The organism is Kitasatospora sp. NBC_01250, from assembly GCF_036226465.1.
GTDB lineage: Bacteria > Actinomycetota > Actinomycetes > Streptomycetales > Streptomycetaceae > Kitasatospora.
Genome location: NZ_CP108476.1, coordinates 4,142,353 through 4,154,527, shown reverse-complemented (window position 1 = coordinate 4,154,527; position 12,175 = coordinate 4,142,353). Strand labels below are relative to the sequence as shown.

Genomic DNA, 12,175 nt, shown 5'->3' with positions numbered 1-12,175 from the left:
GGGTATGAAGAAGCGCAGCATGCTCGCCGTCGCCTCCCTCGCCGTCGGTTTCGCGGCCTCCCTCGCGGCGCCCTCCGCCCACGCGGCCACCTCGCTCGGGGACGGCAGGACGCCGAATCTGCTCGGCAACAGCACGGTGCTCGACCCCCTGCTCGGCGGCCACCACAGTGCGCCCGAGGCCGGCGCGACCACCAGCACGACCGGGGGCCTGCTCGGCGGCTAGGCTCCGTCCGATCGAAAGATGTCAACCGGCGGTTGACGTCGCGCCATGTGTCAACCTACGGTTGACACATGGCGAACTCCACGCGCAAGACGTACTCCGTGCGCCTCGACGACCTGATCGAGGCCATCAAGCAGGGCCAGGGCGATGCGCTGACCCAGCTCTCCAACGCGGTCGTCGCGGCGGACCACCTCGGCGAGGTGGCCGACCACCTGATCGGCCACTTCGTCGACCAGGCCCGACGCTCGGGCGCCTCCTGGACCGACATCGGCCGCAGCATGGGCGTCACCCGGCAGGCCGCCCAGAAGCGGTTCGTGCCCAAGGACCCGGGCGAGCCCACCGACCTCGACCCCAGCCAGGGCTTCGGCCGCTTCACCCCGCGGGCGCGCAAGGTGGTGGTGGCCTCCCAGGAGGAGGCCCGCGACGCCCGGAACGAGGAGATCAACGCCGACCACCTGCTGCTCGGCCTGCTGCACGAGCCGGACGGCCTGGCCGTCAAGGCCCTGCTGGCTCAGGACATCACGGTGGCCCAGCTGCGGGAGGCCGCGACCGCGGTGCTGCCGGCGGCCTCGGACGAGGCGATCCCCGCGCTCATCCCGTTCGACGCGGGCGCGCGCAAGGCGATCGAGCTGAGCTTCCGCGAGGCGATCCGGCTGGGCCACAACTACGTCGGCACGGAGCACATCCTGCTCGCCCTGCTGGAGTTCGAGGACGGCTCCGGCGTGCTGGGCGGGCTCGGCCTGGACAAGGCGGGGGTGGAGGCCGCCATCGCGGCGGAACTGGCCGCGTTCAGCTGACCGGCCCGGGGGCCGCCACCTGATGGGCGGCGGCCCCCGGGAGTGCCCGCCCCTTGCTCCTCACGCGACGTGAGGAGCGATCGTGGACGCATGGACACCGAACAGACCTGGAAGGTCGGGGCCTTGGCCCAGGCGAGCGGCCTGACCGTACGCACCCTGCACCACTGGGACGAGATCGCCCTGCTCAGCCCCTCCCGCCGCACCCGTGCCGGGCACCGTGAGTACGGCGAAGGGGACGTCATCCGCCTCTACCAGGTGCTGGCATTGCGCCGGCTGGGCCTCGGGCTGGAGAGCATCGCCGTCTGCCTGGACGCCGGGGTGGACCCGGTCCGGCTGGTGGGGGAGCACCTGGCCGGCGTCGAGGCCTCGATCGCGGCCCTGACGACCCTGCGGCAGCGCCTCGCCCAGGTCCGCGACCAACTGGCCGACGAGCAGGAGCCGGACAGCGCCACCCTGATCGCCCTGCTGCAGGCGATGGGCAGCGCGGGCCCGGCGGGCGAGCAGGCACTGCGGCGCCACCTGGACCAGGACCAGCTCGACGCGCTGCGCGACCGCGCCGCCGCGATCGGGCCCACCGCCCACTACCTGCTCGAGGTGGAGTGGCCGGAACTCTACCGCAGGGCGGAGGCGCTGCGGCTGGCGCAGGCCGACCCGGCCTCGGCGCCGGTGCAGAAGCTGGTGCGGCGGATGGACGAACTCGGCGCGCTCTTCGCCTGCGGCGACCTGTCCCTCTCCGCCGGCGTCCGGACAGCCTGGCACGAGGACCCGGCCGCGATGGCGGGCGACCCCGCGCTCGCCCCCGACGCCTGGCACGACCTCACCGCCTTCCTGGACCGCGCCCGGTCCGCGAGCTGACACTCCCCCTGGGACGGCCCGGGACGACCAACGGCCGCGGCCCCCTCGAATTCCTTCGAGGGGGCCGCGGCCGTTGAGGCACCTGGCAGGTGTTACTTCGTCAGGTCGGGACCCGTCGCCGCCACCGCGGCCGGAGTGTCGGCAACCGCCGACTTCTCCTCGCCACGGAAGGTGAACTTGGCGTCCTTGCCGTCGCCCTCCACGCCGACGACCACGATGTGGCCGGCGCGCAGCTCGCCGAAGAGGATCTTCTCGGAGAGGTGGTCCTCGATCTCGCGCTGAATCGTGCGACGCAGCGGGCGGGCGCCGAGCAGCGGGTCGTAACCGCGCTTGGCCAGCAGCTTCTTGGCCTCGATGCTGAGCTCCAGGCCCATGTCGCGGTCCTTGAGGCGGCCGTCCACCTTCTCGATCATCAGGTCGACGATCTGGATGATGTCTTCCTCGGTCAGCTGGTGGAAGACCACGATGTCGTCGACACGGTTGAGGAACTCGGGGCGGAAGTGCTGCTTGAGCTCCTCGCCGACCTTGGCCTTCATCCGCTCGTACCCGGTCTGGGTGTCACCGCTGGCGGCGAAGCCCAGGCCGAAGCCCTTGGAGATGTCCCGGGTGCCGAGGTTGGTGGTCATGATGATGACCGTGTTCTTGAAGTCCACGACCCGGCCCTGGGAGTCGGTCAGGCGACCGTCCTCCAGGATCTGCAGCAGCGAGTTGAAGATGTCCGGGTGGGCCTTCTCGACCTCGTCGAAGAGGACGACCGAGAACGGCTTGCGGCGCACCTTCTCGGTGAGCTGGCCACCCTCCTCGTACCCGACGTAGCCGGGGGGCGAGCCGAAGAGCCGCGAGACGGTGTGCTTCTCGCTGAACTCCGACATGTCGAGGGAGATCAGGGCGTCCTCGTCGCCGAAGAGGAACTCGGCGAGCGTCTTGGAGAGTTCGGTCTTACCGACGCCGGAGGGGCCGGCGAAGATGAACGAACCACCGGGACGCTTCGGGTCCTTGAGGCCTGCCCGGGTGCGCCGGATGGCCTGGGAGAGCGCCTTGATGGCGTCCTTCTGGCCGATGACGCGCTTGTGCAGCTCGTCCTCCATACGCAGCAGGCGGGAGGACTCCTCCTCGGTGAGCTTGAAGACCGGGATGCCGGTGGCGGTGGCCAGGACCTCCGCGATCAGCTCCTCGTCCACCTCGGCGACGACGTCCATGTCGCCGGCCTTCCACTCCTTCTCGCGCTTGGACTTCGCGTTCAGGAGCTGCTTCTCGTCGTCACGCAGCGAGGCGGCCTTCTCGAAGTCCTGCGCGTCGATCGCGCTCTCCTTCTCGCGGCGGACCTCGGCGATCTTCTCGTCGAACTCGCGCAGGTCCGGCGGCGCGGTCATCCGGCGGATGCGCATCCGGGAGCCGGCCTCGTCGATCAGGTCGATCGCCTTGTCCGGCAGGAAGCGGTCCGAGATGTACCGGTCGGCCAGGGTGGCGGCGGCGACCAGGGCGGCGTCCGTGATCGAGACCCGGTGGTGGGCCTCGTACCGGTCGCGCAGACCCTTGAGGATCTCGATGGTGTGCGGGAGCGAGGGCTCGGCGACCTGGATCGGCTGGAAGCGGCGCTCCAGCGCGGCGTCCTTCTCCAGGTGCTTGCGGTACTCGTCCAGCGTGGTGGCGCCGATCGTCTGCAGCTCACCACGGGCCAGCATCGGCTTGAGGATGGAGGCCGCGTCGATCGCACCCTCGGCGGCGCCCGCGCCGACCAGGGTGTGCAGCTCGTCGATGAACAGGATGATGTCGCCGCGGGTGCGGATCTCCTTGAGCACCTTCTTCAGGCGCTCCTCGAAGTCACCGCGGTAGCGGGAACCGGCCACCAGAGCGCCGAGGTCGAGCGTGTAGAGCTGCTTGTCCTTCAGCGTCTCCGGCACCTCGCCCTTGACGATCGCCTGGGCCAGGCCCTCGACGACCGCCGTCTTGCCGACGCCGGGCTCGCCGATCAGCACCGGGTTGTTCTTGGTGCGGCGGGACAGCACCTGCATGACCCGCTCGATCTCCTTCTCGCGCCCGATCACCGGGTCGAGCTTGGCCTCGCGGGCGGCCTGGGTGAGGTTGCGGCCGAACTGGTCCAGGACCAGCGAGGTCGACGGGGTGCCCTCGGCGGGCCCGCCGGCCGTGGCCGACTCCTTGCCGCCGCCCTGGTACCCGGAGAGCAGCTGGATGACCTGCTGGCGGACCCGGTTGAGGTCCGCACCCAGCTTCACGAGGACCTGGGCGGCGACGCCCTCGCCCTCGCGGATCAGGCCGAGCAGGATGTGCTCGGTGCCGATGTAGTTGTGGCCGAGCTGAAGGGCCTCGCGGAGCGAGAGCTCCAGCACCTTCTTGGCCCGGGGGGTGAACGGGATGTGGCCGGACGGAGCCTGCTGGCCCTGCCCGATGATCTCCTCGACCTGCTGGCGGACCGCCTCAAGAGAGATCCCGAGGCTCTCCAGGGCCTTAGCGGCGACACCCTCACCCTCGTGGATCAGGCCCAGGAGGATGTGCTCGGTGCCGATGTAGTTGTGGTTGAGCATCCGGGCTTCTTCCTGAGCCAGGACGACAACCCGCCGCGCGCGGTCGGTGAACCTCTCGAACATCGTTAATCGCTCCTCAGAGCGGTCGGGCAGTTCGGGGACTGTCCCCGCCCTGTCCTTCCGCATGCTAGTCCCGCTCAGCGGCGCGGCCTACGGTGTTCCTCGCGACTGCGAGGAAATCGTGCTGCGCGACCAGCCGACACCCTTCCCAACCTGATGCTGGGGAACGGTGTTCCCGCCAGTACGCGCGATGCACGTCTTGCCGCTACGCCAATGGCGAACACGCATCGGACCCCGATGGGGAACAGTGCGCACCCGCCTCGATTCCCGGCTTCGCGGCCTGCCTCCGGGGTGGGCCACGGAAGCCACTCACGCCCCAGTCGCCCGCCCCACCTGCATTCATACCGGAAATTCCGGCCGTTCTCGTGCAGTTTCCCCGGTAGTGTTGTTCGCCCGGCGAGAAGTTGCCCGCCCGGCGAGAACTCGCCGCCGCATCGGCCGCCGGCCCTCCGCTGGGGCCGAACGGGGCCGATGCCGTGACCGGCCCGCCGTTCCAGCGTTGCACAGTGCGTGAGCCTTCTGCTGCCGGTGCCCCAACCCGCCGGTGCCCCGCGCCCATCGGGCGCCGGCGGCCGCGGGACGGGGCGCGCCTGCGGCGGCCGGGCGGGGTGTGCCCGCGCCGGCCGGATCGGTCGCGCCGCTGATGCGGCCACGGCGCGCGGAGGGGGATCCTCCGCGCGCCGTCGTGGGTGGCGCGGTCCGCTCGCGTCCGTCCGTCGGCCCGGCGTGCACTCCCGGCTCGCCGCGCAGTGCCGCCCTGGGGCGGGTCAGGAGACGTTGGCCGCCTCGTAGGCCTCGCGGACGTTGCTCGGAACCCGGCCGCGGTCGTTCACGTTGTAGCCGTTGTCCTTCGCCCACGTGCGGATCTTGGCCGTGTCCGCACTACCGGCCGCCGGGCGGGCGGCGGCGCGGCCACCGGAGCGGCGCGCGCTGGTGAGGCGACCGCTCTGCTTGCGGCCCTTTTCGACGTACGGAGCGAGCAGACCGCGCAGCTTCTCCGCGTTGCCGGACTTCAGGTCGATCTCGTAGGCAACGCCGTCGAGCGCGAACGTCACCGTCTCGTCCGCCGAACCGCCGTCGAGATCGTCTTCAAGAATGACCTGCACCCTCTGTGCCACGGGACTCCCTTTCCGCTTAACGACCCAATGCCTTAGGGAAAGGAAACCGCCTTTTCTCGGAAAACACAAACCCCGGTCTCTTCGGCCGGGCGTGCCAAGCGGCATGGGCAAGTCGCCGTCAGTTGCTCCGGCGAGTGCGCCGCGAGTAGTGCACGGCCCGGTTCAGAGGTGCAGCAGCATGCGCGAGTTGCCCAGGGTGTTGGGCTTCACCCGCTCCAGGTCGAGGAACTCCGCCACTCCTTCGTCGTAGGAGCGAAGGAGTTCTTCATACACTTCCGTAGCGATGACGGCCGGGTCTGTCGTACCATCATCGGTTTCGCCGATCTCGATGAAGCCGTGTTTCGCGAAGAACGCGACCTCGAACGTCAAGCAGAAAATCCGACGGACGCCGAGCCACCGCGCGGTCTGCAGCAGCTTCTCCAGCAGCACGTGTCCGATGCCGTGACCTCGGCAGATCGGATCGACGGCCAGGGTGCGCACCTCCGCCAGGTCTTCCCACATCACGTGCAGCGCGCCGCAGGCGACCACGCTCCCGTCGTCATCGCGTTCGGCGACCCAGAACTCCTGAACGGATTCGAACAGTGTGACCGTGGGCTTGTCGAGCAGAATGCCGCCCCGCGCGTAGCCGTCGATCAGCCGGCGGACGGCCCGCACATCAGTGGTCCGCGCCCGGCGGATGGTGACCTCCATGGGCGCGACGTTATCGTGTCGGCCCCGGCTCGGTCCCATCGGTGCCAAGGGGCGGATTGCCGTCGTCCGAAGGGTCGGGGCCGGTGACACGAAGCGCGTCGCGCAGTGCCGCGCGCTGGTCGGCCGACATCATGCCGAAGAAGTGCACCAGGGCCGCCGCGGGATTGTCGCTGGTGGCCCACGCATCGTTCATCAGAGATGCCGTGTACGCCTCACGGGAGGAGACCGGCGCATATCGATAGGCCCGCCCCTCGCGCTCGCGGCGCAGCCAGCCCTTTCGGTAGAGCTTGTCCAGCACCGTCATCACCGTGGTGTACGCGATATCGCGTTCCGCGCGCAGATCGAGCAGAACCTCGCGAACCGTCACCGGACGGTTCCACCGCCACACCCGGGTCATGACGGCGTTCTCGAGTTCGCCGAGCGAGCGCACCATACGACCACTTTAGAGACTTTTGTCTGTTTAATGGCGCAGGCCGCCACCCGAATCGGGAGGCGGCCTGCGGCCGAGCGATCGGCCCTGCGCTACGACGGTGCTACTCGGCCGCCGAACCGCGCGCGGCACTGGCCTTGACCAGCACGTCGGCGGCGGCGTCCTCCTTGCTCTTCTGGGCGCCGCCCTGGTTGCGGATGATGGCCCGCACCAGGAACCCGAACCCGATCGCCATCACCAGCGGCGGCACGATCGCACTGATGTACTCCATCAGGTCACTCTCCCTCGGACTCTTCGGTCTTTTCGGCGGTCCCCGTGGTCTTTGCGGCCGGCTTCACCAGCGGGAAGAGCACCGTCTCGCGGATGTTCTTGCCGGTGAGCAGCATGATCAGGCGGTCGACGCCCAGGCCCAGGCCGCCGGTGGGCGGCATCGCGTACTCCAGCGCCCGCAGGAAGTCCTCGTCGATCTGCATCGCCTCGACGTCGCCGCCGGCCGCCAGCAGCGACTGGGCGGTGAGGCGGGCGCGCTGCTCGACCGGGTCGATCAGCTCGGAGTAGGCGGTGCCCAGCTCGGTCCCGAAGATCACCAGGTCCCACTTCTCCGCCACGCCCGGGATCGAGCGGTGCTGGCGGGTGAGCGGGGAGACCTCGGTCGGGTAGTCCTTGATGAAGGTCGGCCGGATCGCGTTCTCCTCCAGCAGGCGCTCGACCATCTCCAGGACGATCTGCCCGTGGCCCCACTCCTTCTCGTAGGGCACGCCGGCCGCGTCGGCGAGCTTGCGCAGCTCCTCGACGGTGGTCTGCGGGGTCACCTCGCTGCCCAGGCGGGCGGAGATGCCCGGGTAGACGCCGACCTCCTCCCACGGCTCGGCCAGGTCGATCTCGTGCTCCACGCCGTGCGCGTCGACGCCCTTGATCACCGTGGTGCCCAGCGCGTCGCGGGCCGCGTTGACGATCGTCGCGCGGATCAGCTCGGCCTGGGTGTCGTAGTCGCCGTACGCCTCGTACGACTCCAGCGAGGTGAACTCCGGGTTGTGGGTGGAGTCCGCGCCCTCGTTGCGGAAGTTGCGGTTGATCTCGAAGACCTTCTCGGCGCCGCCGACCACCAGCCGCTTGAGGTACAGCTCGGGGGCGATGCGCATGTAGAGGTCGATGTCGTACGCGTTGATGTGCGTCTTGAACGGACGCGCGTTGGCGCCGCCGTGCACCGGCTGCAGCATCGGCGTCTCGACCTCGATGTAGCCGCGCTCCTCGTAGGTGCGGCGGATCGAGCGGACCACCTTGCTGCGCAGGTGCAGGATCTCGCGGGCCTCGGGGTTGACGATCAGGTCCACGTACCGCTGGCGGACCCGGGCCTCCGGGTCGGTCAGGCCCTTGTGCTTGTCCGGCAGCGGGCGCAGGCACTTGGCGGTGAGCTCCCAGCGGTCCACCATGACGCTCAGCTCGCCGCGCTTGGAGGTGATCACCTCGCCCTCGACGCCCACCTGGTCGCCCAGGTCGATGTCGCTCTTCCAGGCCGCCAGCCGCTCCTCGCCGAGCTTGTCCAGCGAGAGCATCACCTGCAGGTCGCCCGAGCCGTCGCGCAGGGTGGCGAAGCAGAGCTTGCCGCCGGTGCGGGCCAGGATCACGCGCCCGGTGATGCCGGCGCGCTCGCCGGTGGCGGTGTCGGCGGGCAGGTCCGGGTGCTTGGCGCGGAGGTCCGCGATGGTGGTGGTCCGCGGGAACCCGACCGGGTACGGGTCGATCCCGGCGGCGCGGAGCCGGTCGAGCTTCTCGCGCCTCACGCGCATCTGCTCGGGAAGGTCGTCGGTCGCGGGAAGGCTGCTCTGATCGCTCACCTCACCAGGGTAGCGAGCCAAACACCCCGCTCCGCCACCGGATATCTCCGGACGGCGGGGCGGGGTGTCCGGCCTGGCCGTCAGTGCTGCGCGCCGGCCTTGCGGCGACGGGCGGCGTACACCAGGGCGCCGGCGCCGAGCAGCACCGCGGCGCCACCGGCGGCGGCGATCGCACCGGCGTCGGAGCCACCGCCGGTGAAGGCGAGCTCCTGGCCGGCCGGCTTCGCGGCGGCCTCGGTGGCCCGGGCAGCCGGGGTGGCCGGGGCCACGGGGGCGGCGGTGGTCGGCGCGGCGCTGGTGGCGGCGACGGGGGCGGCGCCGGTCGGGGCGGCGCTCGGGGTGGCGGCGGCCTGGGTGCCGAAGGCCAGCTGGACGCTGTTGTTGGCCGGGTTCGGGTCGAAGTCCAGCTTGTCGGTGGCGTCGAAGTCGGACGGCGCCTCACCGTTCACGAAGTCGACCAGCCCGTTGCGCACGGCGCTCGGGTCGTCCACCTGGATGCCGAAGTTGAAGGTGATCTTGAAGCCGGCCGGCTGGGTGTCCTTGGTGTCGCAGCGGTACATCGTGCGGTTCGCCGCGTCGGTCAGGTGCGTCTGCAGCAGGCAGCCGCTCGGCACCGTGGTGGCCTTGACCCCGGCGGGCAGGATCACCTGCAGGTCGGCGATCGAGGAGCCGGCCCGGTCGCTGTACAGCGCGGGGCCGTCGTTGCGCAGGCCGACCTGCAGGGTGCCCTGCTTGCCGCCGGCCTGGGGCTGCCAGCTGCCGAGCGCGACGTAGTCCGCGTGGTTGACGGCGGTGACGTCGAGTTCCGCCCCGCTGTTGGTGCCGAGGTCGGCGACGGTCGAGGGGCCCTGGCCGGGCGTCTCGGGCTTGCCGAGGGTCAGGTGGGGGCCGCTGCCCTGGGTGAACGTCTCGGTGCTGAAGCGGGTGAGGTCGTACGGCTGCGGGCTCACCGCGAATTCGACGAAGTCCTCCAGCGCCTGGCTGCTCACGTCGAACTGCATCGGGTCCAGATGGACCGTCTCGCCCGGCGCGATGCCGGTGTCTATGGTGCAGACGGCGGTCGAGGCGATGCCGTTGGCGTCCTTGCCGTACTTGCAGTTGCCGTACTGCTGGTGGAACGGCAGGGCGACGGACGAGAAGATCTCGATGTTCGTCTGGGTCGAGGCCAGCGTGCCGTTGTTGGTGATCTCGAGCCCGGTGCCCACGGTGGAGCCGATCTTCACACCGTTCTGCGCCGGGATCTGCTGGACCGACAGCTTGGTGCCGCCGACGGTGAGCGCGGTGTCGAAGGTGGTGGTGGCCCCGTCGTCCGTGGTGGCCGTGAGGTGGAGCTTCGCGGAGGCGCCGGGCTTGGCGCCGGCGACCGCCGCGAAGTTCAGCTGGGGCTGGGCCTCGGCGTACGGCCCCATGGAGTCCGTGCAGCTGACGACGGTGCCCTTGACGTTGCAGCTGGCGCTCGGCCGGAACGTGGCGATGCCGGTCAGCGCGCTGGTGTCGAAGGTGTAGGTGAGGCCCTCGTTCGAGGCCGCGCCGGGCTCGTCGATCCGGAGCTGGACCTGCTTCGGGGTGCCGTCTGCGGCCAGTGCGTTGGCGGCATCGCCGCTGATGGTCAGCTTGCCGGCCGCCGCGTGGGCCGGCAGCGCCGTCAGGCCGGCGGTGAGGAGCGCGGTGAGCGCGGTGGCGCCGGCGGCGGTGGCGCGGCGGGTGCGGACTGAGAGCACGGGGGTCCCCCTGGTTGCTGAATATTCCCAGCGGACCATAGGGGCGGACGTGACGGCGCGAATCGGACAGTTTCGGGCAGTGGTGGCTTAAATGCACTCAAGTTTTAGTGAAGCTTGACCATGAATCAGGAACGCAGCCATCACATTATCGACAAAGCGCTGCACGCCACCGCCTGCGGAAGGCGATGGCGTGCAGTTCGGACCAGGGCGTCAGCGCTGCGCGTCAGCCGGTGCCGGTCGCCAGCTCCTCGTCCTCCTCGGCCTGCGCGACCACCACCGGTGCCGGGCGGCGGGCGAAGAGCTCGGCGGGGGTGGGGATGCGGCCGGTGCCGGGGGCACCGGCGGTGCCGGCCGGGGCGGTGGCCTTCGGGCGGGGGGCGGGGGTACCAGCGGGGGTGCTCATCGGGATCGGTCCTCCGGCGCGGTCGGCTCGGTCGTTGAGGGGGCTGGGTACGGCCGCCAGGTGCCGCGTGGTGGCGGGACCCGGGACGGTGGGGCGGGGCAGGCCGGTGGTGCGGGCCAGGCGCTCGCGGATGGCGGTCTCGGCCAGGGCGTGGCAGCGGCCGGCCAGGCGGGAGCGGCGGGTGCGTTCACCGGGGCCGCAGGGCAGCTTGGCCAGGGCGCGCAGGGCGGCGAGGTCGTCCGGTTCGGGGAGGTAGCCGTCGGTGACGGCCTCCTCCAGCCGTTCCAGGTAGCCGCGGGCGCTGCCGGGCAGGGCGCGCCGGTAGCGGACCAGCTCGGCGAGGAGGAAGCCACGCAACCGGCCGCCCTCGCTGACGGCCTCGTCGATGGCCTCGGCCAGTCGGAGCGCCTCCTGGACGTCCTCGACCCAGAGGTCGGCCGGCAGAGGGCCGGCCGGGCTCTGGGCGGGGACGGCGGGGTGGAGGGCTTGGGCGAGGGCACGGCGCAGCACGCGCACTTCGTCGCTGCTGAAGGCCATGCCACCGCGGGATCCGTGAGGCGTGGGCATAAGTTGACACTACGTGAGGAATATCCGATTTGTGGGATGCCTCGCATGGCGCCGCCCGGATGGCCCAGCCTTATATCTGATGGTCCGTCAACTCGCGGTGTTCCGCTCGTAGACCAGTCGCAGTCCGATCAGCGTCAGCCAGGGCTCGTGCACGTCGATGGTGCTCGCCTCGTCCAGCACCAGCGGGGCCAGGCCGCCGGTGGCGATCACCTGGACGTCCTCGGGGTCGGTGGGCGAGAGCTCCTTGGCCATTCTGCTGACCAGCCCGTCCACCTGGCCGGCGAAGCCGTAGAGCACGCCGGACTGCATGCCCTCCACGGTGTTCTTGCCGATCACATTGCGGGGCTTGGCCAGCTCGATCTTGCGCAGCTGGGCGCCGCGCACCCCCAGCGCCTCGACCGAGATCTCGATGCCGGGGGCGATCGCGCCGCCCACGTAGTCGCCGCGCTCGTTGATCGCGTCGAAGGTGGTGGCGGTGCCGAAGTCGACCACGATGCACGGCCCGCCGTACAGGTGGTTGGCGGCCAGTGCGTTGACGATCCGGTCGGCGCCGACCTCCTTGGGGTTGTCCATCAGGACGTGCACCCCGGTCTTGACGCCGGGGGCCACCAGCACCGCGGGCAGGTCGCCGTAGTAGCGGCGGGTCACCTCGCGCAGCTCGTGCAGCACGGCGGGCACCGACGAGCAGATCGCCAGCCCGTCCACCCGCTCGCGGCCCGCGCCACCGGGCTGGCGGCCCATCAACCCCTGCATCAGGACCGCCAGTTCATCGGCGGTGCGGCGCGGGTCGGTGGAGATCCGCCAGTGGTCGACGACCTCCTCACCGTCGAACAGGCCGAGCGTGGTCTGGGTGTTGCCGACGTCGATGGTGAGGAGCATGGGCCCCGCTTTCCGGATCGGAGGGGTCGTCAAGGGTCGTCAGGGGTCGGC

Annotated in this window: 12 protein-coding genes; 3 read left to right on the top strand and 9 right to left on the bottom strand. The window is 70.6% G+C overall.

Features of this window, described 5'->3' with window-relative positions; genetic code table 11:
- Window positions 1–4 precede the first annotated feature (4 nt).
- The 3 genes from OG500_RS17120 to OG500_RS17110 all read left to right on the top strand — a co-directional run bounded on the left by OG500_RS17120 (window position 5) and on the right by OG500_RS17110 (window position 1,872).
- Window positions 5–223 carry a hypothetical protein gene (locus OG500_RS17120; protein ID WP_327067546.1) on the top strand — a complete coding sequence of 73 codons (219 nt, stop codon included), beginning with the start codon at window positions 5–7 and terminating at the stop codon, window positions 221–223.
- A 68-nt stretch (window positions 224–291) separates the two neighbouring features.
- A complete protein-coding gene (locus OG500_RS17115; protein ID WP_327067545.1) occupies window positions 292–1,017 on the top strand; it encodes a Clp protease N-terminal domain-containing protein in 726 nt (241 codons plus the stop codon).
- A gap of 90 nt (window positions 1,018–1,107) precedes the next feature.
- Window positions 1,108–1,872, top strand: a complete 765-nt coding sequence (locus OG500_RS17110) for a MerR family transcriptional regulator (RefSeq protein ID WP_329581136.1) — start codon at window positions 1,108–1,110, stop codon at window positions 1,870–1,872.
- 92 nt (window positions 1,873–1,964) lie between these two features.
- Here the strand turns inward: OG500_RS17110 and OG500_RS17105 are convergent, their stop codons facing one another.
- From OG500_RS17105 to OG500_RS17065, 9 genes are all read right to left on the bottom strand, one after another.
- Window positions 1,965–4,481 (bottom strand): ATP-dependent Clp protease ATP-binding subunit, encoded by a 2,517-nt coding sequence (locus OG500_RS17105; protein WP_327067543.1) that lies wholly within the window; start codon window positions 4,479–4,481, stop codon window positions 1,965–1,967.
- 764 nt (window positions 4,482–5,245) lie between these two features.
- Window positions 5,246–5,596, bottom strand: a complete 351-nt coding sequence (locus tag OG500_RS17100; protein WP_327067542.1) for a histone-like nucleoid-structuring protein Lsr2 — start codon at window positions 5,594–5,596, stop codon at window positions 5,246–5,248.
- A 162-nt stretch (window positions 5,597–5,758) separates the two neighbouring features.
- Window positions 5,759–6,286, bottom strand: a complete 528-nt coding sequence (locus tag OG500_RS17095) for an amino-acid N-acetyltransferase (RefSeq protein WP_327067541.1) — start codon at window positions 6,284–6,286, stop codon at window positions 5,759–5,761.
- A gap of 10 nt (window positions 6,287–6,296) precedes the next feature.
- Window positions 6,297–6,719: a BlaI/MecI/CopY family transcriptional regulator gene (locus OG500_RS17090; RefSeq protein ID WP_327067540.1), complete on the bottom strand. Its 423-nt coding sequence runs from the start codon at window positions 6,717–6,719 to the stop codon at window positions 6,297–6,299.
- A 100-nt stretch (window positions 6,720–6,819) separates the two neighbouring features.
- Complete coding sequence (locus tag OG500_RS17085) at window positions 6,820–6,987, bottom strand: hypothetical protein (protein WP_327067539.1); 168 nt, start codon at window positions 6,985–6,987, stop codon at window positions 6,820–6,822.
- Between the two features lie 4 nt (window positions 6,988–6,991).
- Window positions 6,992–8,554, bottom strand: coding sequence for a bifunctional lysylphosphatidylglycerol synthetase/lysine--tRNA ligase LysX (lysX, locus tag OG500_RS17080; RefSeq protein WP_327067538.1), 1,563 nt, complete (start codon window positions 8,552–8,554; stop codon window positions 6,992–6,994).
- An 80-nt stretch (window positions 8,555–8,634) separates the two neighbouring features.
- On the bottom strand, window positions 8,635–10,275 hold the full coding sequence (locus tag OG500_RS17075) for a hypothetical protein (protein ID WP_327067537.1): 1,641 nt from the start codon (window positions 10,273–10,275) through the stop codon (window positions 8,635–8,637).
- 223 nt (window positions 10,276–10,498) lie between these two features.
- A complete protein-coding gene (locus OG500_RS17070; protein WP_327067536.1) occupies window positions 10,499–11,215 on the bottom strand; it encodes a hypothetical protein in 717 nt (238 codons plus the stop codon).
- A gap of 117 nt (window positions 11,216–11,332) precedes the next feature.
- Window positions 11,333–12,124, bottom strand: coding sequence for a type III pantothenate kinase (locus tag OG500_RS17065; RefSeq protein WP_327067535.1), 792 nt, complete (start codon window positions 12,122–12,124; stop codon window positions 11,333–11,335).
- Window positions 12,125–12,175: the final 51 nt, after the last annotated feature.

What these genes read in the sequence shown, in the direction of transcription:
- OG500_RS17120 (WP_327067546.1), top strand. Translation starts at nt 5, where the DNA reads ATGAAGAAGCGCAGCATGCTCGCCGTCGCCTCCCTCGCCGTCGGTTTC.
- OG500_RS17115 (WP_327067545.1), top strand. Translation starts at nt 292, where the DNA reads ATGGCGAACTCCACGCGCAAGACGTACTCCGTGCGCCTCGACGACCTG.
- OG500_RS17110 (WP_329581136.1), top strand. Translation starts at nt 1,108, where the DNA reads ATGGACACCGAACAGACCTGGAAGGTCGGGGCCTTGGCCCAGGCGAGC.
- OG500_RS17105 (WP_327067543.1), bottom strand. Translation starts at nt 4,481, where the DNA reads ATGTTCGAGAGGTTCACCGACCGCGCGCGGCGGGTTGTCGTCCTGGCT.
- OG500_RS17095 (WP_327067541.1), bottom strand. Translation starts at nt 6,286, where the DNA reads ATGGAGGTCACCATCCGCCGGGCGCGGACCACTGATGTGCGGGCCGTC.
- OG500_RS17090 (WP_327067540.1), bottom strand. Translation starts at nt 6,719, where the DNA reads ATGGTGCGCTCGCTCGGCGAACTCGAGAACGCCGTCATGACCCGGGTG.
- OG500_RS17085 (WP_327067539.1), bottom strand. Translation starts at nt 6,987, where the DNA reads ATGGAGTACATCAGTGCGATCGTGCCGCCGCTGGTGATGGCGATCGGG.
- OG500_RS17070 (WP_327067536.1), bottom strand. Translation starts at nt 11,215, where the DNA reads ATGGCCTTCAGCAGCGACGAAGTGCGCGTGCTGCGCCGTGCCCTCGCC.
- OG500_RS17065 (WP_327067535.1), bottom strand. Translation starts at nt 12,124, where the DNA reads ATGCTCCTCACCATCGACGTCGGCAACACCCAGACCACGCTCGGCCTG.